General features: G+C 71.4%; 19 protein-coding genes and 1 tRNA gene. 7 read left to right on the forward strand and 13 right to left on the reverse strand.

Annotated features, from left to right (window positions below; genetic code table 11):
* Window positions 1–54: 54 nt before the first annotated feature.
* From WME96_RS00090 to WME96_RS00100, 3 genes are read right to left on the reverse strand one after another with little or no spacing between them, the layout of a single operon-like run.
* Window positions 55–1,977 carry an ABC transporter ATP-binding protein gene (locus WME96_RS00090; RefSeq protein ID WP_437288152.1) on the reverse strand — a complete coding sequence of 641 codons (1,923 nt, stop codon included), beginning with the start codon at window positions 1,975–1,977 and terminating at the stop codon, window positions 55–57.
* 29 nt (window positions 1,978–2,006) lie between these two features.
* Complete coding sequence (locus WME96_RS00095; RefSeq protein ID WP_437288153.1) at window positions 2,007–3,800, reverse strand: ABC transporter ATP-binding protein; 1,794 nt, start codon at window positions 3,798–3,800, stop codon at window positions 2,007–2,009.
* 26 nt (window positions 3,801–3,826) lie between these two features.
* On the reverse strand, window positions 3,827–5,239 hold the full coding sequence (locus WME96_RS00100; RefSeq protein ID WP_437288154.1) for a hypothetical protein: 1,413 nt from the start codon (window positions 5,237–5,239) through the stop codon (window positions 3,827–3,829).
* A gap of 380 nt (window positions 5,240–5,619) precedes the next feature.
* Here WME96_RS00100 and WME96_RS00105 point away from each other — a divergent pair, with 380 nt between their 5' ends.
* Window positions 5,620–6,228, forward strand: coding sequence for a zinc-ribbon domain containing protein (locus WME96_RS00105; RefSeq protein WP_061617593.1), 609 nt, complete (start codon window positions 5,620–5,622; stop codon window positions 6,226–6,228).
* A gap of 123 nt (window positions 6,229–6,351) precedes the next feature.
* Here WME96_RS00105 and WME96_RS00110 read toward each other — a convergent pair whose 3' ends face one another.
* The 3 genes from WME96_RS00110 to WME96_RS00120 all read right to left on the reverse strand — a co-directional run bounded on the left by WME96_RS00110 (window position 6,352) and on the right by WME96_RS00120 (window position 10,499).
* Complete coding sequence (locus tag WME96_RS00110; protein ID WP_437288155.1) at window positions 6,352–8,244, reverse strand: serine/threonine-protein kinase; 1,893 nt, start codon at window positions 8,242–8,244, stop codon at window positions 6,352–6,354.
* A gap of 184 nt (window positions 8,245–8,428) precedes the next feature.
* Complete coding sequence (locus WME96_RS00115) at window positions 8,429–9,289, reverse strand: HAD hydrolase family protein (RefSeq protein WP_437288156.1); 861 nt, start codon at window positions 9,287–9,289, stop codon at window positions 8,429–8,431.
* A 10-nt stretch (window positions 9,290–9,299) separates the two neighbouring features.
* A complete protein-coding gene (locus WME96_RS00120) occupies window positions 9,300–10,499 on the reverse strand; it encodes a class I SAM-dependent rRNA methyltransferase (protein ID WP_437288157.1) in 1,200 nt (399 codons plus the stop codon).
* A gap of 235 nt (window positions 10,500–10,734) precedes the next feature.
* Here WME96_RS00120 and WME96_RS00125 point away from each other — a divergent pair, with 235 nt between their 5' ends.
* Both WME96_RS00125 and lnt read left to right on the forward strand, forming a co-directional pair.
* Entirely contained in the window at window positions 10,735–11,658 is a 924-nt protein-coding gene (locus WME96_RS00125; protein ID WP_437288158.1) for a hypothetical protein, read from the forward strand.
* A gap of 114 nt (window positions 11,659–11,772) precedes the next feature.
* Window positions 11,773–13,545, forward strand: a complete 1,773-nt coding sequence (gene lnt, locus WME96_RS00130) for an apolipoprotein N-acyltransferase (protein ID WP_437288159.1) — start codon at window positions 11,773–11,775, stop codon at window positions 13,543–13,545.
* Here lnt and WME96_RS00135 read toward each other — a convergent pair.
* The 5 genes from WME96_RS00135 to WME96_RS00155 form a co-directional block, all read right to left on the reverse strand.
* The gene (locus WME96_RS00135; protein ID WP_433932561.1) at window positions 13,532–13,840 is read right to left on the reverse strand and encodes an HU family DNA-binding protein; all 309 of its coding nucleotides are present in this window, start codon (window positions 13,838–13,840) and stop codon (window positions 13,532–13,534) included. The genes lnt and WME96_RS00135 overlap by 14 nt on opposite strands.
* Window positions 13,841–13,904: 64 nt before the next feature.
* Window positions 13,905–14,513, reverse strand: coding sequence for an rRNA maturation RNase YbeY (ybeY, locus tag WME96_RS00140; RefSeq protein ID WP_437288160.1), 609 nt, complete (start codon window positions 14,511–14,513; stop codon window positions 13,905–13,907).
* A gap of 7 nt (window positions 14,514–14,520) precedes the next feature.
* Complete coding sequence (gene fsa / locus WME96_RS00145; RefSeq protein ID WP_433932563.1) at window positions 14,521–15,171, reverse strand: fructose-6-phosphate aldolase; 651 nt, start codon at window positions 15,169–15,171, stop codon at window positions 14,521–14,523.
* 134 nt (window positions 15,172–15,305) lie between these two features.
* Window positions 15,306–18,341 carry a preprotein translocase subunit SecA gene (gene secA, locus WME96_RS00150; protein WP_437288161.1) on the reverse strand — a complete coding sequence of 1,012 codons (3,036 nt, stop codon included), beginning with the start codon at window positions 18,339–18,341 and terminating at the stop codon, window positions 15,306–15,308.
* A gap of 320 nt (window positions 18,342–18,661) precedes the next feature.
* Window positions 18,662–18,746: transfer RNA gene (locus WME96_RS00155), tRNA-Leu, on the reverse strand.
* A gap of 547 nt (window positions 18,747–19,293) precedes the next feature.
* On the opposite strand from WME96_RS00155, the gene WME96_RS00160 reads away from it, so the two are divergent.
* A complete protein-coding gene (locus WME96_RS00160) occupies window positions 19,294–19,950 on the forward strand; it encodes a response regulator (RefSeq protein ID WP_437288162.1) in 657 nt (218 codons plus the stop codon).
* On the opposite strand, the gene WME96_RS00165 is transcribed toward WME96_RS00160, so the two are convergent.
* Complete coding sequence (locus tag WME96_RS00165) at window positions 19,904–20,653, reverse strand: Crp/Fnr family transcriptional regulator (RefSeq protein WP_437288163.1); 750 nt, start codon at window positions 20,651–20,653, stop codon at window positions 19,904–19,906. The two genes, WME96_RS00160 and WME96_RS00165, sit on opposite strands and share 47 nt — an antisense overlap.
* A gap of 347 nt (window positions 20,654–21,000) precedes the next feature.
* Between WME96_RS00165 and rpoN the strand changes: the two genes are divergently transcribed.
* Genes rpoN through WME96_RS00180 form a run of 3 tightly spaced genes read left to right on the forward strand, consistent with a single transcriptional unit; the run spans window position 21,001 to window position 24,611 of the window.
* Window positions 21,001–22,521, forward strand: coding sequence for an RNA polymerase factor sigma-54 (gene rpoN / locus WME96_RS00170; RefSeq protein ID WP_061617078.1), 1,521 nt, complete (start codon window positions 21,001–21,003; stop codon window positions 22,519–22,521).
* Between the two features lie 33 nt (window positions 22,522–22,554).
* Window positions 22,555–23,556: a hypothetical protein gene (locus tag WME96_RS00175; protein WP_437288164.1), complete on the forward strand. Its 1,002-nt coding sequence runs from the start codon at window positions 22,555–22,557 to the stop codon at window positions 23,554–23,556.
* A gap of 56 nt (window positions 23,557–23,612) precedes the next feature.
* Window positions 23,613–24,611 (forward strand): hypothetical protein, encoded by a 999-nt coding sequence (locus WME96_RS00180; protein ID WP_437288165.1) that lies wholly within the window; start codon window positions 23,613–23,615, stop codon window positions 24,609–24,611.
* Window positions 24,612–24,656: 45 nt separating this feature from the next.
* On the opposite strand, the gene WME96_RS00185 is transcribed toward WME96_RS00180, so the two are convergent.
* The gene (locus tag WME96_RS00185) at window positions 24,657–25,919 is read right to left on the reverse strand and encodes a bifunctional nucleoside/nucleotide kinase/histidine phosphatase family protein (protein ID WP_061616977.1); all 1,263 of its coding nucleotides are present in this window, start codon (window positions 25,917–25,919) and stop codon (window positions 24,657–24,659) included.
* Window positions 25,920–25,925 lie beyond the last annotated feature (6 nt).

The raw sequence follows: 25,925 nt of genomic DNA on the forward strand, positions 1-25,925 counted from the left end.
TCAGCGCTCGCGGCGTTCGTCTCGCGAGCCCTGGCCGCGCCTCCCGCGGCGAGCCTACGCGTGCGCCGCCGCCTGACGAGCGAACTGAAGCCGGTACAGCTTGCTGTAGACGCCGCCGGCGGCGAGCAGGTCCTCGTGCGTGCCCTGCTCGACGACGCTGCCCTTGTGGAACACGACGATCCGATCGACGGCGCGGATCGTCGAGAGGCGGTGCGCGATGATCAGCGCGGTGCGCCCCTCCATGGCTCCCTCGAGCGCGCGCTGCAGGCGCGCCTCGGTGTCGCTGTCGACGTTGGCCGTGGCCTCGTCCAGGATGAGGATCGGCGGGTCGCGGTAGAGGGCGCGGGCGAAGGCGATGAGCTGGCGCTCGCCGGCGCTGAAGTTGCTGCCGCGCTCGAGCACGACGCCGTCGAGGCCGCCCTCACGGCGCTCGAACAGATCGAGGGCGCCGATCCGGTTCAGCGCGCTCACCACCTTCGCGCGATCCGGGATCGCGTCGCCTGCCGCGATGTTGGTGAGCACCGTGCCGGGGAACAGGAACACGTCCTGGGGGACGACGGCGAACTTGCGGCGCAGCTCGTCGCGAGGGTACGCGCTGACGTCGCGGCCGAAGACCCGCACCGCGCCGTCCTCGACGTCGTAGAGGCGGAGCAGCAGCGAGGCGACCGTGCTCTTGCCGGCGCCGGTCGCGCCGACCAGCGCGATCTTCTCGCCGCTCCTCGCCGCGATCGAGACCTGCCGCAGCACGGGCACGCCCGGCTTGTAGCCGAAGACGACGTTATCGAGCTCGAACGCGACGCCCTCGTCCGCGGCCACTGCCGCGCCGGTACGGCTCGCCGCCATCGCCGTCGCGTCCTCGTCCTTGTTGTCGAGCAGCTCGAAGATACGCTCCGCGCCGGACATCGCCGACTGGAGCAGCGTGTACCTGGCCGAGAGATCGCGGATCGGGACGAAGAACATGTCGATGTACGCGACGAAGGCGAACAGCGTCCCGAACGAGACCTGCTCCTTCAGGCTCTTCACGCCGGCGTACCAGAGCACCGCGGCGATGCAGACGCTCGATACCATCTCGATGGCGGCGTCGAGCGTGGCGTCGAGCACGATCGATCGGTTGTTGGCGCTGCGGTAGGCCGCGTTGATCTCGTCGAACTCCTCGGCCGAGCGCTCTTCGCGGGCGTAGGCCTGCACGACGGCCATCCCGGACACCTGCTCGTTGAGGTACGCGTTCATCCTGGCGGTCTTCGACCGCACCTCGCGGAAGGCGTCGCGGATCCGCCGCCGGGTCCAGTTGACGCCGAGGGCGACGGGGGGCACCGCCGCGAAGGCGAGCAACGACATGCGCCAGTCGAGCGACAGCATCACGACGACGATCACGGCGAGCCGGATCAGATCTCCGAACGCGTTGAGCGCGCCGGACGCGAACATCTCGCCGATCGCGTCCACGTCGTTCGTCACGCGGGTGACGAGCCGGCCGACCGGCGTGCGATCGAAGAACCCGAGGCGGCGCGTGTGAAGGAAGCCGAAGACGCGCATGCGCAGGTCGGCCATCGCGCGCGCGCCGGCGAGCTGCATCAGGTAGAGCTGCGGGAACGCGAGCGACTGCTCCACGAGCATGATGCCCGTGAGCAGGATGCCGGCGCGCGTGAGGTGATCGAGCCCGCCGGGCGCGTCGAAGGCGTCGAGCGCGTCGCGCATGATGAGCGGACGCAGCAGCGCCAGCGAGGCGGTGACGATGAGCAGCGCCAGCGAGAGCGCGAGGTGCTTGCCCTGCGGGCGCACGAACGGCCACAGCCGCAGCAGCATGCGCGCGTCGTACGCCTCGCCGAGCTGCGTCTCCTCGTGGAAGCGGCTCAGCACGTCCTCGGTGCGGCTCGCCTTCTTCGCCCCGCGGGCCCTGTCCGTCGCCGCCTGCGCCGACCGCCGCGGGGGCGCGCCGGCCTCTCCCGCGGCCGAGCCGCCGCTCGATCGGGCCCGCATCGTCGCGCCCTCTTCCGGTCCCGGCTGTGTCATGAGAGCCCCACCGGCTGCGAGGCCGGCGCCTCGAAGGTCGCCAGATCTTCCTCGAGCTGCTGCTCCTCCGCGAACGACGCGTACAGCCCGCCCGCGCGGACGAGCTCGTCGTGCGTGCCGCGCTCGATGACCTGGCCCTGCTCCAGCACCACGATCGCGTCGCACCGCCGCGCGGCCGCGACCCTGTGCGTGATCAGGATGACGGTCCGCCGCGCGGCCTGCCGCTCGATCGCCGCGAGGATGGCCTGCTCGGTCTTCGCGTCCACGGCGGAGAGCGGGTCGTCGAGGACGAGGACGTTCGGCTCGCGCACGAGCGCGCGCGCGAGCGCCACGCGCTGGCGCTGCCCGCCGGAGAGCTGCACGCCGCGCTCGCCGACCACCGTGTCGAAGCCGTCCGGCAGCGAGAGCACCTCGTTCAGCACCTCGGCCTCGGCCGCGGCCGCGCGGATGACCTCGAACGAGGCGGGCGAGTCCGGATCGTCGAGCGAGTAGCCGATGTTGCGCGCCACGGTGGTCGAGAAGAGGAAGGCGTCCTGCTGCGCGTAGCCGACGCTCGCGCGCACTGTCTCCAGGGGCAGATCGCAGATGTCGATGCCGTCCAGGAACACCGTGCCGCGCGGCGTGGGCATGAGCCGGGCGAGCAGCGTGGCGATGGTGCTCTTGCCCGACCCGGTGCGGCCCACGATGGCCAGCGACCTGCCCGCCTCGATCTCGAAGCTCACCCCGTCGACCACCTTCCTGGCGCCGTGGGAGAACGTCAGATCCTTGACGGCGATCGCGCCGCGGACGGCCTCGGGGGCGGGCGTCGGGCCGCTCACGACCTCGGGGACGGCATCGAAGATGGCCTTGAGGCGCGCGTAGCCGGCGCGGCCGCGCTGGACGATCGCCGCGACGAAGCCGAGGGCGAGCACCGGCCAGGTGAGCCGCAGCAGCGCCAGCCAGAAGGAGACGAAGTCGCCCCTCGTCATCTGCCCGTCGAGCACGAGCTGCCCGCCGTACCAGAAGACGATGAGCACGCCGACCGAGCTGATGGCCCCCATGAGCGGCCCCATGGACCCGCGCAGCTTGGCGAGGGAGAGGCTCTTCTCGAGGTAGGCCTGGTTCGTGTTGGAGAACGCGGCCATCTCGGACGCCTCGAGCGCGAAGGAGCGGACGACCCTGACGCCCGCGAGGCTCGCGAGGACGCGGTCGCTCATGGCGCCGATCGCCTCCTGGTTGTCGCGGGTGCGGATGAAGAGCTTCGTCGAGAACGAGCGGGTGACGAGCATCAGCGCGGGCATCGTCACGAGCGCCGCCAGCGTGAGCTTCTTCGAGATGTTGAGCATCACGTACAGGGCGCTCGCGAAGGCGAAGAGCGAGCCCACGACGTTCAGCAGGCCGAAGCCGAGGAGCAGCCGCACCTGCGTCAGGTCGTTCGTCGCCCGGCTCATGATGTCGCCGGTCGGCATCTTGCGGAAGAACGCCGGCCCGAGCTTGTGCAGGCGCGCGAGCAGGACGGCACGGAGCTCGTACTCGACGTTGCGGCCCGCGGTGAAGACGGTGACCCGCGAGAACACGCGCATGACCGCCGCGCCCACGCTCACGCCGAGCATGATGAGCGCCGCCCGCGAGGCCTCGGTCGACTGGAGGTTCACGGCCGCGTCGACGGCGTCCCTGACGAGAAAGTCCCGCTTGGCCATGAGGAGCTGCTGCGTCGCGAGCAGCGCTGCGCCGGCCAGGTAGAGCGGGAGCTTGTCGCGGAACTGGGCGCCGAGGCCGACGGGGTAGGTTGAAGGATCGCGCTTGATCATTTCGGGGAGAGCCGCGCGGGCGACGCTCAGCGCGCCTTGCGCGGCGTCGGGGCGAGCGGCTTGCGGTGCGACGTGGAGAGGGCGGGGCGCTCTCTGCCCTCCACGACGAGCTCGAGGTCGTCAATCTCGAGCCTCGTCGAGAGCAGGCCGAGCAGGACACGCGCCCCTCCGCGCCCGTCGAGCTCGCTCACCACGCCGATCTTGTCGCCAAAGGGCCCTCGCAGCACGCGGACCCGGCTGCCCTTCTCGAGCACGCCGGCCTTCGCGGGCTCCGGCGTGATCCTCGCCGCGGCGTCCGGCTCGCCGGGCGCCGCGCGCTGCGCTCGCGGCGCCTGCTCGGCCGACGGCCTCCGGGGCGCTTCGGCCTTCGCCTGCTGCTCCGTCTCGGCGTGCTGCGATCGCCGGGCCGGAGCGGCGCCCTCTCCGCCGTGCTTCGGCGCGGGGCGCTGCTCGCCGCGACCGGCGCCGGCGCCGCTCGTCGACTTGAACAGCGTCGCCAGGGTCGGCCGGCGGGCGGGGAGGGCGGCCTCGACGCGCTCGTCGCCGCGCGCCCGCGCCTGCTCCATCGATCGCTCGCGCGCGCGGGCCTGCTCGGAGCGCCACCGCTCGTTCTCGGCCTCGAGCTCGGCGTGGGCCCGCGCCCGCTCCTGCTCGATGCCCTCGAGCTTGTGGTCGAGCGCGATGCGGTCGTTCTCGCGCGACCACGCGACCAGCCGGTAGATGGGGGCGAGCGCGACGAGCGCGTCCTCGAGCTGCTCGTCGAGGATGTCGGCGTGCTCCTCCGCCGTCTCCCGCGGGACGGCCCAGCCGATCCAGAGCGGCACCTGCCCGTCGGCGGCGCGGCGGAGCATCTCCGCGATCGCGTCGGGCGTGGCCGCGCTGCAGGCGACGCGCTCGCCCCCGCCGGCGCCGAACGAGAACTGCTCCGGGAGCGCGTGCAGCGCGCTCGTGAGCTCCGCGGCGAGCGGCGACGCCGGCTCGCCGGTCGCGTCCTCGGTCGCCGAGACGCGGGCCCGGAGGTTGTCGACGTCGACCTTCGCGTCGGGGTGGACCGCGAAGCACACCTGCACCTCGCCCTCGGAGATGCGCAAGGCGAGGAACGCGTGCCGCGTGTAGGGGCTCGGATCGTCGATCGCCTCGGAGATCGAGCGGCCGCGATCGAGCAGGCGATCGAGCTCGTCGCGCGCGGCCTGGTCGCGCCAGAAGAAGACCCACTGACAGTCGGCTCGGTGCTTGTTGCGGATCGAGGGGTGCTCGTCCGAGCCGTGGACGTCGACGGAGATGCCGAGCTCGGCCAGGCGGGCGACCACGCCGCGCGCCCAGGCGAGCGCGCGCTGCTTCACCTCGAGGCGAGGGCGCGAGTAGGCCTTCGAGGTCGCCTTTTCGGCGGCGTACGCGTCGAAGTCACGAGCGGTGAGGTGCAGGGAGGGATGGCTCATTGCTTCGACTGGCTGCGAGGCGCTGCGTGGGCGGGTGATGCCCGTGGTCCGTCACGGGAGGAGGAGGAGTACGGGAGGAGCTGTGCTCCTCGGTGAAAGTCGCGCGGATGGTATCGTGAGGAGCGTCGAAATCAAAGCCTCGACGCCGCGCGATCGATCCCGGCGATGCGTGGAGGCGGCACGCTTGACCGCCCTGACAAGCATGTCACCGTAGGCGCTCCCGTGCCCCATCAAGAGGGCGATCCCACCAGTATCATCCAGATCCCCCGCGTAAAGTGCGCTTCTCCAGCGCAGCGGGGGCAGCTCCCGGGCGCTCCAGTCACGCGAGTCACCCGAGCCCGTGAGCCTGCGAGGCCCGTCGGCCTGATGAAAGAGGAATCATGGAACAGCATCGAGACGAGCATATTGTCTGCGCGAGCTGCGGCACGTCGTTCCTATTCTCGGCTGCGGAAGCGGCCGTCTACGCCGAACGGAAGCTCGCGGCCCCGCCCAAGCGGTGCCGGACCTGCCGCCGCGCGCGCAAGGACAATCGAGGGGAGCACGAGAGCGCGTCGACGACGCGCGCGGCGCAGCACCAGCGCCCCGGAGCGGCCCGGAGCGCCGGTGGATACCGCGGCGCTCCGCGCGGCGGCGGACAGCCTCGAAAGCCTCGCTACACGGGCGACGTCAACGAGTACCGGAGCCCGATGCAGGACGCGTACTCCGGGCTGACGCCCGCCTGGACGGTGCCGAGCCACTACCCTCAGCGCCCGCGCGGCGGCGCGCCTGCCCGCGACGACGGCAACTACCGCGCGCCGTCGTTCGCCGGCGAGCGTCGCGCGGCGGCGCCGACCCGCAGCGCGGCGCAGCAGCCCCGCGCGCCGCGCAACCGTCCGACCTTCTCGATCACGTGCAAGTCGTGCGGCTCCGAGGGCGAGGTCCCGTTCAAGCCGGTCGAGGGGCGCGACGTGTTCTGCCAGGCGTGCTACCGCGCCCGCAAGCCTTCCTGAAGACGCCCGAAACAGACGCGGCGCCGCGCGCGTCCCGCGCGTCCCGCCGAGGAGCGGCGGGCACACCCAGCAGGGTCCCTGGCGCGCGGCGCGGCCGGCGAGCGGCGCGACCGACGCGCCGAGCTACAGGCTGATCTCGCAGGCGAGCTCGGAGGTGAAGCCGAGCTCGCCGAGCGTGATCGTGACCTTCACGCCGCCGCCGGACGCGCGCCGCGCCGTCTCCTCGACCATCCCCACGACCCACAGCCGGAGCGGCAGCGAGGCCGGGTCGAAGTCGCCGATGTGCAGCGTGACCCGACCGGTCGGGCCGGTCGCCACGCGCCACGAGCCGAACGTGAAGAGCCGCGACCAGATCGACGTCCCGCGGCGCATGAGCGACGCGATGTCGGTCAGCGGGCGCGCGAACAGCGTGCGCACGAGGCTGTGCAGCTCGCCGCCGACGCCGAGCCTGCCGATGTCGCGCCAGCGCTCGAGATCGCGCAGGACGAGCGACGTCGCGAGCTCCATGTAGGCATCGAGCGCCTCGAGATCGTACCCGACGAGCGCGTTGATCGAGTCGTGCCGGAAGTCGTCGGCGTAGCGGAGCGGCATCTGCGCGACGACCTCGTCGCGCGCGCTCCTGCCGTACTCGTCGACGATGGTGCGGTCGACGCTCCGCAGCACGGGGCCGCGCACATGGTACTGGCCCGCGAAGCGCGCCGGCAGCGGTCGGACCGGGGTCACGTTGGGCCGCCGCGTGTCGCGCTGCCGGTTGATCAGGTTGCCGAAGTCGGCGCTGCGCACGGTCGGCTCGGCGCGGAGGCCAAGATCGGCGCTGCGCACCGTGGGCAACGACTCGCCGCGCTGCGAGAGCAGGGTGGGCTCTGAGCCCCGGTTCCGCAGCGCGTTCGAGAGCGTCGCGCCGGGCGCTGGCTTCGCCGGCTCGGACGACGGCCGCATGCCCGGCGGCGCCTCGGTGACGCGGCCGCCGGACACGAGCGGCGGCGAGATGCGCATCGGCGGCGCGGTGCTCACGTCGAACGGCGTGCCCACGCGCGAGCGGTCGCGCGAGGAGGAGAGGCGATCGCGCTCGTTCTCCGGCGCGTTCCCCAGGCTCAGGGCCATCCGCCGCTGCACGTTGATCAGCCTGCCGAGCGCCGCCGTCCGCCGGGCGGCGTCCGCCGCGACGCGCTCGAGCTCGCGGACGACGTCGCCGGCCGTCTGGAAGCGCTTCGCCGGATCCTTCTGCAAGAGCCGCTGCACGATCGCCTCGAGCCGCGGGTCGACGGTCACGCCCGCCGAGGCGAGCGTCGGCACCTCCGCGTGCACGACGCGGAACGCGGTCGCCACCGCGGTCGGCGCGCGGAACGGCCGCGTGCCGGTGAGCACCTCGTAGAGCAGGACGCCGACCGAGAAGAGATCGCTCCGCCCGTCGAGCGGCGAATCGCCCGTGGCCTGCTCCGGCGACAGGTAGTCCGGCGTGCCGAACACCACGCCCGTGCGCGTCCGCGGCGACGGCCCGTCGGAGTCGAGGACCTTGGCGATGCCGAAGTCGAGCAGCCGGACGACGGCCGAGCCGCGGCTGGGATCGAAGGCGATGAAGATGTTCTCGGGCTTGAGATCGCGGTGGATGATCCCCGCGCGGTGCGCGGCGTCGAGCGCCTCCAGCACCGGGATCGCGACCCCGACGGCGGCCTCCATGTCGAGGCGGCCGAAGCGCGCGAGCGCCATGCCGAGCGACTCGCCGTCGAGGTGCTCCATCACGATGTACGGACCGAGCTCGCCGACGCCCGCGTCGATCACGTCGACGATGTTCGGGTGGCGGATCCGGTTGACCGCCTGCGCTTCCTGGAAGAACCGGTGGGAGAGCTCCGAGTTGTCCGCCAGCTCGGGGTGAAGGAATTTGATCGCAACGGCGCGACCTGCGAGCACGTGCTCCGCCCGGAACACGTCGCCCATGCCGCCCCCGCCGATGCGCTCCGCGAGGCGGTACTTGTTGTCGACGAGGAGGCCGGGGGTCGGGGGTCGAAACGCCATCTGCTGCCGCTGGCGGGCGAGGGACCAAGGTCATGGTCCCCGAGAACACGCGCCCCTGTAAAGGGTTGGGAGGCATGCTCCTCCCGAAAGCTCGATCCTATTCCTTCGGTGCGTTTCGCGGCTAGGGTACGTGCTCCATGTGTGGGGCGGATCGCAGCGCGCGGCACATTCGCGCGCGCGGGGATCACGGCGCGGGTGCATTCTTCCGCAGTTCGGTGATCCGGTGTGCGATTTCTGCGAACCCGCGCCCCATGGGAAGCGAGGCCACGAACCGCGGCGGCACCGACAGCTTGCCGAGGTGGGCGCGGACGTTGGCGACCCCGAAGGTCAACGCAAATGCGGCGAAAGCGACGCCATCGTTGCCGCTGTCGCCCACGAAGGCGTAACGGTACCGCGCCCGGGTGGGATCCTCGCCGAACCGCGTCGAGAGCAGGCGCACGACCCCCGTGGCCTTGTCGGACGGGTCACGGGTGAGGTGGAGGTGGACGCTGGAAAGCAGCGTCCTCACCCCGCGCTCGCGCAGCTCCGCGCGCATCTTCTGCACGTCCTCCGGCGGGACCTGCCGGTGCTCTCCGATGTCGATGGTAACGTCGGTCACCCTCTGATCGTTGTCGTCCGCGAGCGCCGCCGCAGGAAAACGACGCACCACGTCATCGGCGAGCGCGACGAGCTCGGCCCGTTGGGCTCGCCGGGCTTCGCGGTTCATCCCGTCGAGCAGGGCGACGCGGCCGCCGTCGGCGCTCCGGGCGAGCCCTCCCTGGCGGCCGGCGCTGGCGGAGGGACCGGCCTGCCCGCGCACCAGCGCGATGGCCCCGTTCTCGGCGATGGTCGCGTCGATCGGCCATTGCCGCTGGATCACCTCGCCCCATCCGGCGGGCCGGCCGGTGCAGGCGATCAGCGTCAGGCCGGCCTCGCGCAGACGAAAGAGCGCTCCGTACGCGGCCTCGGTGAGGGCGCCGTGGTCCAGCACGGTGTCGTCGAGGTCGAAGATCACCCCCGCGAGGGCGCGGGCGGCGTCGGGGGTCAGCAGGGAGAGGGGTTCCATCGGGCGGTCGTCAGAGCGCGTCGACGCGCGCGATGAGGCTCTTCAGGTAGAGGCCTTCGGGGAAGGCGGACGGGACGGGGTGGTCCCCGCCCTGGAAGTGCCGGTCGAACACCGCGGCCTGCATGCGCGCGTCGCGCGCCCCGAGCGCGAGCACCCGGGTCAGGTCGTCGAGGCTCACGGCGCTGGAGCAGGAGCACAGGACGAGGACGCCCCCCGGCCGCGTGGCGCGGCACGCCCCGGCCGCGAGGCGCCGGTACGCGGTGAGCGCGGCGTCCTTCGACGCGCGCGTGCCCGCCAGCTTCGGAGGGTCGCAGATGACGAGGTCGAAGCCGCCCTGCCTCGACGCGTTCTGCAGCGCCTTGCGGGCGTCGTCGCGCGTGAAGGTGATCCGCTCGAGCAGCCCGTTCTCCCGCGCGCACTCCGCCCCGACCTCGAGCGCCGTCGCGCTCTCGTCGATCGCGAGCACCTCGCTCGCCCCGCCGCGGGCCGCCGCCATGGCGAACGTGCCGACGAAGCAGAAGGCGTCGAGCACGCGCCGGTTGTGGGCGAGCTGCTCGACGCGGGTCCGCAGCGTCCGCTGGTCCAGGTAGAAGCCGGTCTTGTGACCGAGGGCGAGCGGGATCGTGTAGCGCAGCCCTCGCTCGACGAACCGGAGCTGGTCGAGGCCGGGATCGCCGCGCACCACGCCGGCGTCGGCGGTGAACCCCTCGAGCTTCGCGAGCGATTCAGGGGTCCTGTCCACGATCGCGCGGGGCGAGAGCGCCGCCTGGAGGGCGTCGAAGATCACCCCTTCGCGGCGCTTGACCCCGATGGTCCCGAGCTGCACGACCGCCACGTCGCCGAACAGGTCGACGATCAGCCCCGGCAGGCCGTCCCCCTCCGCGTGGACCAGCCGGAAGGCGTCGGTCTCGTGGCCTGGCGCGCGCGCGGGCAGGCCGAGCTCGCGGCGGTGGGCGATGGCGCGCTCGATCCGGTGCCGGAACAGCGCCGCGTCGATCGGCCTGTCCTCGCGCGTGTACATGCGCACCGGGATGGCCGAGCGCGGGGTGTAGAGCCCGCGGCCGAGCACGCTGCCGTAGGGGTCGGTGACCACGACCTCGTCGCCGGCCACGGCGCCGCCCTCGATGCGCGCGATCGCCTGAGCGAACACCCAGGGATGCCCCGACCACACAGGTCGAACATGACCCTGCTTCAACGTAACCGTAGGCATGATGAATCCGATTGCTCTCGATGTTGGCAGGGCTGCCGACGGGGGCGGCCGCGCCGTGACGTTTGCCGTTCGAGCTAGTACCCTGCGGGACGGCGCGCGTGTGAACCTTCCGCCACAGCGCGCCGTGGCGGCCGATGCACGCCGGCGTGCTTCGCGGCCATGGTGACGACAGTCCAGCGAGATGGTCGATGGCATCCCGGTTGCTAACTTCCCTGCACCGAAGAGGAGTCGCCCGATGCGCCGTTGCTTGACCCATGCCCTTGTTGCGGTGGCGATGACCGCGCCGATGAGCGCGCTCGCGCAGGAGAACAACAACTGTCCTCCTGGCGCGTGGTTCTGCGAGGAAGTGGAGCCGCCCCCCGATGCCGCTGCGGAGCCGCCCGCCGCCGAGGCCGCGCCCGCCGAGGCGCTGCCCCCACCGCCGCCCGCCCCGCCCCCGCCGCCGGGCAGGCGCGCGACCCGCCCGGCCCCGCCGCCGGTCGTCGTCTACCAGACCTCGCCCTCGGGCCAGCCCCCGCAGGTCATCGTGGTGGCGCCCGGGACCGCTCCTCCGCCCCGCGTGATCGTGCGCCGCACGACCCCGCCAGCGCCGCCTCCGCCGCCGAAGAAGCGCTGGCGGCGCCAGTGGGGCGTCAACTTCCGCCTGGAGGGCCTGATGATGGGCCGCGAGCACGGCGGGGCCGACGAAGCCGGGATGGGCGGCGTCGGGATCAGCCTGCGTTACCGGCCCGTCCCCGCGTTCGCGCTCGATCTCGGCGCCGACTTCCTCGCGGGCATCGACTACAACGGCAACCCGCGGAGCGAGATGCCGCTCTCGCTGAGCGGCATGCTGTTCGTCAACCCGCGCAGCCGCACGCAGTTCTACTTCACGGGCGGCCTCAACATGTCGCACGCCGAGGTCGAGCAGCGCACGGGCCAGGCGGTCAGCGGCGAGGAGTTCGTCCCGAACACGGAGTACGACTACTTCGGCGCGCACGGCGGCATCGGCCTCGAGTTCCGGCTCTCCCCCCGTCTCGCCCTGAACATCGACGCGCTCGGCTTCGTGCGCGGCCGCACGGACGACGGGCGCATTCCCGAGTTCAGGGATCGCGACACCGGCCGCACGACCGATACGTCGGGCGGGGGCCTCTTCCGTGGTGGGCTCAGCGTTTACTGGTGAACTGCGCGTCGTAGCCTCCTCCCCGCCTTGACCGGGCGCGGCTCGCTTCGGTTTCTCTCCCCTCCATCCCGCCTTCGCGGTCCGGGCCCTCTCCACGCGGTATAACGCCGCGTCGTGCCCACGGCCCCGACCCTACGCGCGCTCCGCGGCCGCGCCCCGCTGCTCCTTTCCGTCGCTGGCGGCGCGACGTTCGCCCTTACCGCCCCGCCCACGGATCTCTATCCCGCTGTCATCGCCGGCCTCGCCTTGCTGGCGGCCGCCGTCCACGACGCGCCGACGTTCTGGCGCGCCTTCGGCCGCGGCGCCGCCTGGGGAACGGCCGCGGGCATCGTGGGCCTGCGCTTCGTGCCCGAGGTCATCCAGCGCTTCACGCCGCTCGGCGCGGCTGCCTCGTACCTCGCGCTGGTCCTGCTCGCGGCTGCCCAGTCGCTGGTCTGGGCCGTGTGCGGTGGCATCACGAGCGTCCTGCTCCGGCGGCTGCGCGCCCCGCTCGAGCTCGCCTTCGCGGTCGGCGTGTTCGCCGCCGTGGCGCTCCCGACCGTGTTCGGCTGGACGCCGGCCGGTCTCATGAGCCCCTGGCCGGCGCTCGTCCAGCTCGCGGATCTCATCGGCGAGCGGGGCGTCTCCGTGCTGTTCGCCGTGGGGGCGGCCCTGCTCACCCGCGCGGGGCTCGCGGCCTTCGGGAGAGCGCCGGGCGGGCGCCCGCTCGCGGGCGTATCGACGCAGGAGCCGCGGTCCGCCCGCCCCCACCTGTCCCGAGCGGTCGTCTACCCGGCGCTCGCGAGCGCCGGGCTGTTCGGCCTGCTCGCGGTCCACGGCGCGCTGCGGATGGCCGCGGTGGAGCGCGCGAGCGCCGGCCTGCCGACGGCGCGGGTCGCGCTCGTCAACCAGGCCGTCGGGCCCCACGAGCGGTGGCAGCCGAAGAACCACCCTCGGATCTTGCGCACGCTGCACGAGCTCACCCGGGAGGCCCAGGCCGCCGGCGCCGAGCTCACCCTCTGGCCCGAGGCCGCGTATCCCTACCCCCTCCCGCACAGCGCCCGGCAGGCGCCGCGCGGCGGTCGCGCGATCCTGGGGCCGGGCGTCCGCGGCCCGATCCTCGCCGGGCTCATCACGCAGGCGGCCCCCATGAAGGCAGCCGACGGCGTCGAGGAGCGGAACAGCTACAACTCCGCGACCCTGGTGCTCCCGGACGGGAGCATGCAGCCGACGCAGGACAAGCTGCAGCTCCTCTGGTTCGGCGAGACGGTCCCGGGCGGCGCTTACCTGCCCTGGCTGAGGCGCATCTTCCAGAAGAGCGGCGGGCTCATCCCGGGCGCGGAGCCGCGCGCCCTGACGCTCCCGCGAGAGCCGGGGCCCTCGCTCCGGATCGGCGTGCTCAACTGCTACGAGGATACGCTCTCCGGGGTGGGGCGGCGGATCACCGCGACGCTCACCCCGAACCTCCTCGTCAACATCACGAACGACGCCTGGTTCACCGGGAGCGCCGAGCCCGAGCTGCACGCGAGGCTCGCGGTGATGCGCGCCATCGAGCTGCGCCGCGATCTCGTGCGCGCCGTGAACCTGGGCGTCACGTCCTGGATCGACGCGAGCGGCGTGGTGCGCAGCCGCAGCGAGGGCGCTGCGCCGGAGATCACGTTCGCGAGCCCGACGATCAGGGACACGCCGCTGACGCTCTACACCCGCCTGGGTGATGCCCCGCTCGCGTCGCTGATCGTCCTCGCGGTGATCGCGTGCGCGCTCAGGGCACGACGCTCCCCGGCGAAAGCCTCGCCCGAAGCTCGGGACATCACCTCGGCTGCGCGCCCGACCGAAGCGGCGCCGGAGCTCGCGTCGCCCGATGAGGCCACGCAAGCTGCAGCCGACGTGCCGCTCAGCCGTCCTTGAGCGCCTTGACGGGCGCCGCGCGGAGCTTGCGGCTCGCGGGCTTGCCCTTGATGGTCATCGGCTGCTTCGTGAACGGATTGATGCCCTCCCGGTCCTGCGTGGCCGGGGTCTCCTTCGCCTTGATCTTCACGAGGCCCGGAACCGTGACCTCGCCCGGTCCGTCCGGACCAAGCTCCTTCTTCACCAGCTCGCCGAGCGCATCGAGCACGCTGGCCACGGACTTCTTGTCGAGGTTGGTGGCCTCGGCAAGACCAACGATCATCTGGGCCTTGGTCAGCTTGTTCGAACCGGGCATGTTTCCTCCAAGTCGAAAGGGGGCGTCCGTTTAACAAGCGATGTTTCGCATCGCAAGGGATAAGTCAGTGTGCCCCTGACTTATTCAGCCTCGCGACGCCGGTGCGAGGCCGGATTCCAGTAGGACTGCTGCCCCGTGACGCCGCGACGGCCTCGAGCTCCTGGGTCAAGGCCGTCATCTCCCGCTCCTCCGCGTCGGTCTTGTGGTCGTAGCCGAGCAGGTGGAGCAGGCCGTGCCCGAGCAGCATCGTGATCTCGTCGAGCAACGGACGACCGCGCTCAGCGGCCTGCCGCGCGGCTGTATCGACCGAGACGATCACGTCGCCGAGCAGCCCGCTCCACGCCGACGGATCGACGGGACCGCGCCGGCCGCGCCGACGGGAAGCGGCGCCGTGCTGCTCGATCAGGGGGAAGGCGAGCACGTCCGTCGGCTTGTCCTTGTGCCGGTACGTGCGATTCAGCTCGTGGATGGCCTCGTCGTTCACGAGGGCAACCGAGAGCTCCACGCCCTTCAGCGCGAGGTGGTCGAGCATCTTGCTCGCTCGCCGGCGCACGACCGCCGTCGACACCCCCTTGAACGGCCCGCCCTGCGTCGTGATCGACACGACCGCGGGGGCCGCCGGGCGGCTCCCGCCCCGCTTCGTCCCAGAGCTCTCCTTGCGCTTCTCGGTCACGGGATCGCTATACCAGCTCCGGTATCTTCTTCGCATCCGCCAGGAACTGCGCGAGCCCGACGTCGGTCAGCGGGTGCTTCGTGAGCTGCTTGATGACCTTGAGCGGCATCGTCGCGGCGTGCGAGCCGATCATGGCGGCCTGCACGAAGTGGACGGGGTGCCGCACGCTCGCGGTGAGCACCTGCGTCGGGAAGCCGTAGTTCCGGTAGATGGTCACGACCTGCAGGACGAGGTCCATCCCGTCGCCCGCCGCGTCATCGACGCGCCCGACGAACGGCGAGATGTACGTGGCCCCCGCCTTGGCCGCGAGGAGCGCCTGCGCAGCCGAGAAGCAGAGGGTGACGTTCGTCTTGATGCCCTCGGCGGCGAGGATCCGGACGGCCTTGAGCCCCTCGTCGATGAGCGGGACCTTGACCACCACGTTCCGGTGAATCTTCGCGAGCTCGCGGCCCTCCCGGAGGATCGCGTCCTTCTCGACCGCCACCACCTCGGCCGAGATGGGGCCGTCGACGACCTCGCAGATCTCGGCGATCACCTGCCGCGTCGGCCTGCCTCCCTTGGCGAGGAGCGACGGGTTCGTGGTCACGCCGTCGATGACCCCCATCGACTGCGCTTCCTTGATTTCCGCGATGTCCCCCGAATCGATGAAGATCTTCATGGCCCTGCCTCCCCGGGCCGGTGAACCGGCCCTCCGCCGGTGTTCATGCGGGGGTCGGACGCGGGAGCAAGGGCCTGGTGAAGGCCCTCGCACCCAGATCGCGTCCTGTCAGGCGGGCAGGCAGGAGGGTCGGCTCAGACCGTCGCCTCGTCCTCGGCGCCGTGGCACGTGTTGAAGGGCTTGCCGCTGCCGCAGGGGCACTCCTGCTCCTGCGTGACCGCGGGCTGCGCGAGCGCCGGCGCGGGGTTCGCGCCGATCGGGAGGGACTCCTCGTGCTGCGCGACAGCGTCGAGCAGCGCGGCCTCGTGCCGCCGCCGATCGGCCGCCTCGATCTGCGCCTCTTCCTGCTCGGCGCGCCGGACGTTCACGCTGAAGAGCTTCGTGACCACGTTCGAGGAGACGCGGGCCACCATGTTGACGAACATGTTGTAGCCCTCCTTCTTGTACTCCTGCTTCGGGTCCTTCTGCCCGTAGCCGCGCAGGCCGATGCCGTCGCGGAGGTGGTCCATGTCGGTCAGGTGATCGACCCAGGCCTTGTCGAGCTCCTCCAGGTAGAGGTGCCGGAAGATGCGCAGCGACAGCTCGACCCCGATCTCCTCCTCGCGCTTCTCGTAGGCCTTCTCGGCGCGCTCGTAGAGGTCCCGCGCCAGCGTCTCCTGGTCGCCGATGTGCGAGACGTCGTCCGGCAGATCGACGCCGAAGTGCTCGCGGAAGCCCTGGAAGATGCCGCCCCAGTCCCAGTCCTCCGGCGGCTTGCGCGGCGGGCACGACTCCTCGACCATGGCGCCGATGATGCGGTCCATCAGATCGAGCAGCCGCTCCCGCTGCTCGGTGAGCGCCAGCGGCACGAGCTCGGCGCACTCGTCGTAGATCTCGAGGACCTTGTCGGCGCGCGGCTCGAGGTCGACCTTCACGCCCCAGCGCGTGTAGATCTCGCGCTGCAGGTTCTCGAGCTCGACGAACCGCTCCGTCGCTTCGAAGTCCTTCCGCACGATCTCGCGGCGGTTGCCGTCGGCGTCGAGCGGCATCACCGGGTCGTTCGCGAACATCCCGAGCAGGTAGCCGACGTCCGGCCGGACCAGCTCGGTGATGGACGCGAGCGGCTTGATGGCGCGCTTCTCGCCCGTCGGCTTGCCCTCCTCGTCGAGGATCTCGGGGGAGTAGCGGCCGACGAGCAGCGACTGGCGCATGTCGTAGATCGTCTTGCGCTGCGCGCTCATCACGTCGTCGTACTCGAGCAGGTTCTTGCGGATGTCGAAGTTGCGCTCCTCGACCTTCTTCTGCGCGTTCTCGACGCTCTTCGTCACCCACGGGTGCTCGATGGGCTCGTCGTCCGGCATGCCCATCCGCTCCATCAGGTTCTTCACCCGATCGCCGGCGAAGATGCGCATGAGGTCGTCCTCGAGGGACAGGTAGAACTTCGACGTCCCGGGGTCGCCCTGGCGGCCGGCGCGGCCGCGGAGCTGGTTGTCGATGCGGCGCGACTCGTGCCGCTCGGTGCCGAGGATGTACAGACCGCCGATCTCGCGGATCTCGTTGCCCTCCGCGGTGCACTCCTTCTTGAGCTCCTCGACCAGGGCCTCGAACGCCTCCGGCTCCGCCTCGGGCTGGCGGTTCTGCTCCTTGAACTTGAGCTTCGCGAGCATCTCCGCGTTGCCGCCCAGGATGATGTCCGTCCCGCGACCCGCCATGTTGGTCGAGACCGTGATCGCGCCCTTGCGGCCCGCCTGCGCGACCACGTAGGCCTCGTTCTCGTGGTGCTTGGCGTTCAGCACGTTGTGCTTCACGCCCCGCTTCGTGAGGATCCGGCTGATCGCGGTGCTCTTCTCGACGCTCGTCGTGCCCACCAGGATCGGCTGGCCGAGCTCGTGCTTCTCGAGGATCTCGTTGATGACCGCCGTGAACTTCTCCTTCTCGGTCTTGTAGACGAGATCCTCGTAGTCGACGCGGACCACCGGCTTGTTCGTCGGGATGATGACGACGTCGAGCTTGTACGTGCTGTGGAACTCCGAGGCTTCCGTGTCCGCGGTGCCCGTCATCCCGGAGAGCTTCTTGTAGAGCCGGAAGAGGTTCTGGAAGGTGATCGTCGCCATCGTCCGGCTCTCCTCCTGGATCCGGACGTTCTCCTTCGCCTCGACCGCCTGGTGCAGGCCGTCCGACCACCGGCGGCCCGCGAGGACGCGGCCGGTGAACTCGTCGATGATGAGCACCTTGCCCTCGCGCACCATGTAGTTGACGTCGCGCTTGTAGAGCGTGTGCGCGCGCAGGCACTGGTTCAGGATGTGCAGCGTCTCGAGGTTCACCGGATCATAGAGGTTCGTGCCCTTGAGCACCTTGAGCGCCGAGAGCAGCCGCTCCGCCGTCTCCACCCCTTCGTCGGTCAGCGTCACCGAGTGCGCCTTCTCGTCGACGGCGTAATGCTCCTCGTTCCGGAGCTGGGGGATGACCTCGTTGATCGTGCGGTACTTGTCGCTCGAGCGCTCCCCCTGGCCGCTGATGATGAGCGGAGTCCGCGCCTCGTCGATGAGGATGGAGTCGACCTCGTCGACGATCGCGTAATGGAGCGGGCGCTGCGCGTACTCGAGCGCCGAGAACTTCATGTTGTCGCGCAGGTAGTCGAAGCCGAACTCGTTGTTCTGGCCGTACGTGATGTCGCAGCGGTAGGCCTGGCGCTTCTCCGCGTCGCCTTGCTGGTTGACGACCACGCCCGTCGACAGGCCGAGGAAGCCGTAGAGCTTGCCCATCCACTCGGCGTCGCGCCGCGCCAGGTAATCGTTCACCGTGACGACGTGGACGCCCTTGCCCTCGAGGGCGTTCAGGTAGCAGGGGAGCGTCGCGACCAGCGTCTTGCCCTCGCCGGTGCGCATCTCGGCGATGCTGCCGTTGTGGAGCACCATGCCGCCGATGAGCTGCACGTCGTAATGGCGCATCTTGAGCGCGCGCCTCGACGCCTCGCGGCAGACAGCGAACGCCGGGACCAGGATGTCGTCCAGCGTCGCCCCGTTGGAGAGCTTCTCCTTGAACTCCGCGGTCTTCGCCCGAAGCTCGGCGTCCGAGAGCTTCTGCAGCTCCGGCTCCATCCTGTTGATCACCTCGACCCGGGGTCGCATGCGGCGGATGGCACGCTCGTGCGAGGTGCCGAAAATCTTCTTCATCGCCCAAGTGAACATCTTTACGTGCCTTGGCTCCGCGGCGGTCAGGTGGGAGGAAAGGGTCCGGCCGAGGAACGCGAACGTAGTCGCGCCGCGGGCGCCGCGCAATTCCGGGACCGCGCGCGCCGTCGACAACGCCGCCGCGGCGATCCGACCGCCGCTCCACCGCCAGGGCGCCGCCGATCGCCGGCATGTCGGGGCGCGCGGGTCGCGTGGACGCGCACCAGCTCCCACGTGCCCAGCCGGTCCCACGCGCGGCCCGAACCGCCCCGGGGTGCCGCCCCTGCTGAAGGAAGAGCTACGGCGCGCCGTGGCCCGAGGCGGTCGAGTTCATGCCGTGGTGCACGAGGGGGGACTCGAACCCCCAAGCCTCGCGGCGCCGGAACCTAAACCCGGTGCGTATACCGATTCCGCCACTCGTGCGCGCGCACGCTTGTGGCACCCCACGCCAGCCTCATCAAGCGGGAAAATGAGATTGCCGCGGTGCGCCGATCGCGTCAGGGCGGGGATGCTCGAGCAGCCGGGACGTGAGATTCGCGCCGGGGTCGAACCTGGAGCATCCGGCGGATCGGCGGACGGCGCCGCCCTGGAGGGGCCGCAAACCTGGGCTGGCCCGTGCGCACGAACCGCGCACCGGCCAGGAGGCGCGCGGTGGGCGAGCCGACAGCATGGGGTCGCGGTCGTTGCCGGGGGCGGAGGTGCGCCGCGCGAGGAGCGCGAAACGGGCACAGCGACGGTCGAGGGGGCCGCGGGGCAGCCCCACCCGCGGCGTCGCGCGAAGGGCCGCGTTTGACGCCGAGATCCGGGGCCGACGAGGGCCGGGCGGCGGCGGCGGCCCGGCGTCGGCACGTGCGTTGCGAAGAGGGGGCACCGTCCGCGGACGCGGATGCTGCCGCTGAACGACGGGGAGCGCGCTGGTGGCCGTCCTCGTCGATGCGGCGCAATTCGACTGCAAGCCGCAGGGATACCGATGACGTACCAACCGAACGTTCTCCTCCTCGATCAGGACCACGTCCTCCGGAGGGCCACGGCGCTCCTCCTCTGCAACCGCGGCGCCCTCGTCAGCCCGGCCGCGACCCTGGACGACGCGATCTCCCTCTCGCGCGAGCGCGTCTACGACGTCGCGCTGATCGATCTCGCCCCCGGGACGAAGAGCGCCCGCGAGATCCTGGGCCGCCTGCGGCGCGAGGGCACGATGCCGCGGCGGGTCGTCTTCTGCGCCGACGAGCCGGTCTCGTGCGACGGCGCGGACGACGTGAGCGAGGTGCTGCTCAAGCCGTACGCGTTCGGCCGGCTCCTCAGCACGATCTTCGTCGACCTCGGCGCCCCGCCCTCCACGAAGTCCGGGGTCTTTCCCCGCCTCCGGCTCGTCCGCGGCGACCTCGGCAAGGCGGAGCGGAGCGGGCCGGGCGAGCGAGGCGTGCGCGCCGCCGGCGGGGTGGCCCTCGACGCGGCGGTCCCTCCGGTCGCACAGCGCGGGGCCTCCGTCGAGGCGCGCAGCGGCGCGTCCGTCGAGGCGCGCGGCGGCGCCGTGGTCCGGCTCCAGCGCAGGACGCGCAGCGGCCCCTCCGGGCGGACGGTCAGGTCGACGCGGCGCGCGCCTCGAGGTGCTCGCCATCCCGGATGACGATCCGCCGCCGGTCGAACGAGATCAGACCGGCGCGCTTCAGCTTGCCGAGCAGCAGGGTGATCGTCTCGCGGGTGGAGCCGATGAGCAGCGCGATGTCGGCGTGCGTGAAGGGGGCCGACACCAGCTCGCCGGCGGCGTGAGGCTGCCCCCACCGCCTGGCGGCGGCGCGGAGGAACTCGAGCAGGCGCGCCTCGACCGTACAGAGGAGCAGCGAGCCGAGGCGCGCCTCGGTCTCGAGCTGGCGCGCCACGAGCGCCGCCGCGAGCGCGGCGCGGATCGCCGGGTCGGCCGCGACGAGCCGATCGAGCCCGGCGAGCGGCACGAGGAGCGCGTCCCCCTCGTCGAGCACCGTCGCGCTCTCGGACGCGACCGTCGCGCCCGCGAGCGCGCTCTCGCCCACGAGGTCGCCGGGCCCGCGGTGCCCGAGCGGAAAGACCTGCCCGTCGGCGACGCGCTCGACCTTCACGCGCCCCGCCCCGAGCAGGACCAGGTGCCGCGCCGGCGCGCCCTGCTGGACGATGCTCTGCCTGCGCGCGAGCCGCTCGAACCTGCCGATCTCGAGCAGCGCATGCCGGCTCGGCGACGTCAGGCGGGCGAACGGTGAGCGCGACAGGATCCGCTCCTTGTCGGCGTCCAGCGAGACGTCGCCGCGCACCGCCTCGTCCCCCAGCGTAGGTCCGCGCACCTTCGGCCGTTCCATCGCGCCTTCGCCCAACCTTTCGGGATTTCAAGCCTCCCGATCGGCCGGCGATAGTGCAACGATCCGTTGACGGGGGCCAATCCAAACAGGTTGCGAGCGAGCTCCCAGGCAGGGTGAAAAAATCCTGCCGTGGTCCAGAGGCTGACACTGTGTTCAGCCGTGCAGGACCCAGGCCCTGCGCTATTTTTTGGTGCAGACGTGAAAGCAAGACCCGGGCCGCTGCCCCGTTCGATGCTACGTTGGGGGTGAGGCCACCAATGAAACACTCGATGGCACGAACCTCGCGCAATGCCCCGGCCCCCCTTCGGCGGGTGGCGCTGGCGGCGAACTGAGAGAAGGAGCTCCTCATGGGCATGGAGATGAAGCTCCAGTTCAAGCTGTCCCAGCAGCTTGTGATGACCCCGCAGCTGGTGCAGGCCATCCGGCTGCTGCAGCTCTCGCGGCTCGAGCTGGTCGACGAGATCAGGAAGGAGCTGGACGGCAACCCGGTCCTCGCGGACGACATGACCGACCCGAAGGCGCGGGACGGGGAGAAGGGGGATCAGAGGGGGAGGAACGCCGACCTGCCGACGGAGCAGCGGCTCGAGAACGGGGAGCGGTTCGACCGCGACACCGACATCGCGGCGCGCGAGACGGAAAAGCGGGTGAAGGAGGTGGACTGGGAGCAATTCCTGGAAAACCGCCAGCTCCAGCAGGCAATGCCGGCGCACCGGGGCGGCTTCGAGGAGCTGCCGCCGATCGATCAGAACCTGACGAAGCCGTCGAACCTGCGCGACCACCTGCTCTGGCAGCTCCAGATGAGCGATTTCGTCGAGAACGAGCGGCAGTTCGCGCTGCTCGTCATCGGCAACCTCGACGAGAAGGGGTACCTCGACCTCAAGGGGGGCGAACGTCCGGACGGGACGAAGGGGCCCGACCTCTGCCTCGCGGACCTGGCGCGGGAGGCGGAGCTGCACCCGGAGGACGCGGAGGAGGTGCTGGCGATGATCCAGCGCTTCGACCCGGTCGGGGTCGCCGCGCGCGATCTGTCGGAGTGCCTGCGGGTCCAGGCGGAGGTGCTCGGCTTCGACGCGATCGAGATGGCGATCATCAAGGACCACCTCCACAACGTGGAGCGGCGCAACTTCCCCGCGATCGCGAAGGCGCTGAAGATCCCGCTGGAGGACGTCTACGACGCCGTCCAGGAGATCCAGAAGCTGGAGAGCGTGCCGGCGCGCAACTTCGCCGAGGTCGACGAGAAGACCATCGCCATCACCCCCGACGTGTACGTCATCAAGGACGGCGATCAGTTCGTCGTCACCGACAACGACAAGGGGCTCCAGCGGCTCTACATCAACGAGAACCTCGCCCAGCGGATGCTCAAGGATCCGAAGGCGAAGGAGTTCATCAGCGAGAAGCTCCGGAGCGCGCAGTGGCTGATCCGGGCCATCGAGCAGCGGCGGCGCACGATCATCAAGGTGACCGAGTGCATCGTCGAGAAGCAGCGCGAGTTCCTGGAGCGCGGCGTGGGCTACCTGAAGCCCATGATCCTCAGGGACGTCGCCGAGTCGGTGGGCATGCACGAGTCGACCATCTCCCGCGTGACGTCGAACAAGTACGTGCACACGCCCCAGGGGCTCTTCGAGCTCAAGTACTTCTTCAACTCATCCATCCACCGGGTGGCGGACGAGGACATCGCCTCGGAGAGCGTCAAGCAGGCGATCAAGAAGATCATCCTGGCCGAGGACAAGTCGAACCCGTACAGCGACCAGGCGATCGTCAAGATCCTCGAGGAGACGGACGGCATCAAGATCGCCCGCCGCACCGTGGCCAAGTACCGCGAGATGCTCGGCATCCTGAGCTCGTCGAAGCGCAAGAAGATGTTCTGAGCCGCGCCGGGCCGCCCGCCCGGCCATCCTGCCATGCCCGCCGATCCGATCACGGCCGCACAGCTGTTCGAGCGCTTCTTCGCGCCGCACTACCCGCCCGACGCGCTCGCCGACCTGGCGAGCGCGCGCTCGACCGACGCGAACCCCGCCGGAAACCCGTCGATCCTGGCGCAGATCGAGCACGCGGCGGAGGTGTTCGCCCGGCTCGCGCCCGGGGCGTTCGGCGCGCCCGACCTCGGGCTCGATTTCTCCGACGCCTCGGTCCACCGCCTGGGCGCGGCGCTGACGCGCGAGCGGCGCGACGCCTGGCTCGCGCCGGCAAAGGGCGCGGGGGACGCTGACGGCGCGCGGGACGCTGACGGCGCGCCGACGAGGAGCGGGGCGGGGGAGCCGCCCATGATTGTCACCCTGGTGACGCACGGGGCGCTCTACGTCGGGGCGTGCGTCGCCAGGAACCACGGCGGAAAATGGCTGGTCCGGAGGCCGCTGTGGGAGTCGCTGGTCCGGCTCGAGTCGCGGGCAGGGACGGGCGATCTCGCGATCTTCCAGTGGTGGCTCAAGGCGCTCAGCGACGAGGAGATCGGCCGCGGGAGGCTCGTGGATCGCTACCGCACCCACGTGGAGGTGCCGACCTTCGACGCCGAGCAGCTCCCGATCATCGCCGCGGGCGACCGGCGGATCCCGAAGCTCGCGAAGGTGCGGTACGACACGCTCTACAAGCACCTGCGCGCGCACCTGCCGGAGCTCAGGTCGGTCGGCGAGGATTTCCCGTCCCCCGAGCGGTTCGAGGAGATGGGGTTCAAGAGCATGGAGTTCGCGCTGCTCGGCGGCGGGCGGATGCTCCTCATGCACGGGGCGACCGCGGAAGGGGTGCACCTGTTCTGGCTCGACGCGAGCGGCTTCGTGAAGTCCGCGTACTACCCGGCCGACAGCTTCCCCGCGCACGTGGTCCAGGTCGAGGGCCAGAAGATCCGGGTGATCGTGCCCGTCCGCGGCGAGACCCAGGCGCACGAGATGCTCTGGTGGGGGGCGTAGCCCGCCGCGCCGGGCTGACGCTCGCGCGCGGCGCTCGCCGGGGGTAGGCTCGCCCCGTGCTGTCGTCCGACGTGCGCTTCGAGGGGTTCACCGCGACCGACTGGGTCCGCGTGCTGTCGTTGTTCAGGCCGCGGCGCGCGGGCAGCGACACGCGCGAGGCCGACCGGCCGCGCGGCGGCGTCGTCGCGGTCCACGCGGGCGGCAGGCTCAGGAAGCTCATGCACACGGACGCCGGCCGGCTCCGCATCGACGACGCGCAGCGCGCCCCGCCGCGCACCGCGGAGGAGCTCGCCGCGCGCCACCACGCGAGCTGGGCCGCCGTGATCGAGGCGGGCGCCCTCGAGGCGATCGTGGAGCGGTTCGGAGCGCGCATGCGGCGCGGCGACGACCTCATCGCGCAGTCGCTCCTCCTGCTGCAGCTCGCGCGCGAAGAGGTCCTCGCCGGGAGGATCGACGTCTGGCCGGCGCGGCTGCGCGGCGTGCCGATGCCGTCGCCGGGCGTCGTGCGGGGCACGCTGGAGTCGCTCGCCGGGGTCGGCAAGACGATGGTGATCGGCCTGTTCGAGGGCGGGGAGCTGTGGACGAGCGTCGCGATGCGCCGCGACGCGCGGGGGATCAACCTGATCCTCGGGCCGGACGAGGTGCGGAAGGACATGGGCCTGCTCGCCGGCGACTGGCGCCGCGACTACCGGCACCTCTCGCGCGCCATCGAGGAGCGGGCGGGGGAGCTGTCGCTCGGCTGCTTCGCGGAGGCGGAGACCATCCGGAAGCTCGAGGTCGACCCGAGCCCGGGCGCCTGGGCCCGGGCGGTGGCGGTGCGCGACGTGATCCTCGCGCCGGTGCCCGCCGCCCTCGCCATCCCGCTCGGGATCGACGCGGGGCGCGCGGCGCTCAGCGCCCTCCGCGCGATCGCGGAGCGGATCGATCCGATGGGGATCGTGGCGCCCGCGGTGCGGGCGGTGCTCGAGCGCGCCGGCACCGACAGCGACATGGCCGCGATGCTGCCGTTCCACCCGCTGGAGCTCCTCCGCAAGCTGATCAGCCGGGAGCGCTGATCCAGGGCGAGCGCGCGCGGGGCCGCGGCGCGGCCGCGCCGCGCGTCAGGGGTGCGCGGTGCTCGAGTCGCCGCCCTGGACCGCGGGCGCGAGCTGGAAGCGGCGCTCCTCGCAGGCGTACGCGGTGGGGGTCAGCTCGATGACGGTGTGCAGCGGGATCGGCAGCGTCGGGCACGAGGGCGCCGGGCGATCCACGAGGTACGCGTACAGCGCGCGCAGCACCGCCTGGTGGCCGATCACGAGCACGGGCGAGCGCTGGCGCTCGAGCTGGATGATCAGCGGGTCGAGGCGCTGGATGACGTCCTCGTACGACTCGCCGCGCGGGTAGCGGTAGCGGAACTTGTCGGCCGCGCGCGCGTTGAAGACCTCGGGCATCTGCTGCCGGATCTCCTCGTAGGTCATGCCCTCGCAGACGCCCGCGTCGATCTCATCGAGGGCGCGCCAGGCGACGTGGTTCTGCGTGATCGGGCGCGCGGTCTGGATGGTGCGGCGCAGGGTGCTCGTCCAGACGTTGACGTGCTCGTCGCCGGCCCGCTCGCGGATGAAGACGGAGAGGTTCTTCGCGTACTCGTCGCCGCGCGCGCTGAGATCCGAGTCGCCGCCGAGCAGGCCCTTCTCGTTGAACACGCTCTCGCCGTGGCGGGTCAGCCAGATCGGGTGCGGCGTCAGGTGCATGTTCATCAAGAGCGGGACGAGCCGCGCCGGCAGGTAGCCGTGGATGCGGTTCAGCACGACCTGGCGGCCGACGTCGATGATCTTGATGTAGCTCTTCTCGGGCTCGCCCAGCGGCTCGTACGCGCGGGCGTAGTGCGCGATGCGCGCGCGGAAATCGCGCAGCGCCGCCTCGGGATCGACGCCCTGGTAGTCCGGGGAGCGGAGCTTCGTCTCGCGGACGTTGGTCTCGATGATCGACTCGTCGTTGCAGATCGACTCGATGAAGACGACCGGGAAGCCGTGCGCCTGGCAGCGCTCGGTGACGAGGTTCCGGCGCGCGCGGGTGCTGTTCGTGGCGTCGTAGATCGCCACCTCGCCGCCGGAGCTGAGCCAGCCGATGAGGTCGTCGAGCGCCGTCATCGCCATGCCGAGCAGCGCCTGGCGGCCCGAGGTGTTGTCGGGGTCGAAGAACTGGTGCGGCTGCGCGGTGCCGAGGTGCGCGCGGCGGTAGTTGCCGACGTTGAAGAGCCGCGTGGGGTGGCCGAGCCACGAGAGGTACCGCGCGATCTTGCGGGCGATGGATGTCTTGCCCCGGGCGGGCAGGCCCACCATGGCGAGGACGATCGGCGACGAGTCGCGCGCGAGCGAGACCATGGGACC

It is taken from the genome of Sorangium sp. So ce406, from assembly GCF_051474675.1.
Lineage (GTDB): Bacteria > Myxococcota_A > Polyangia > Polyangiales > Polyangiaceae > Sorangium > Sorangium cellulosum_G.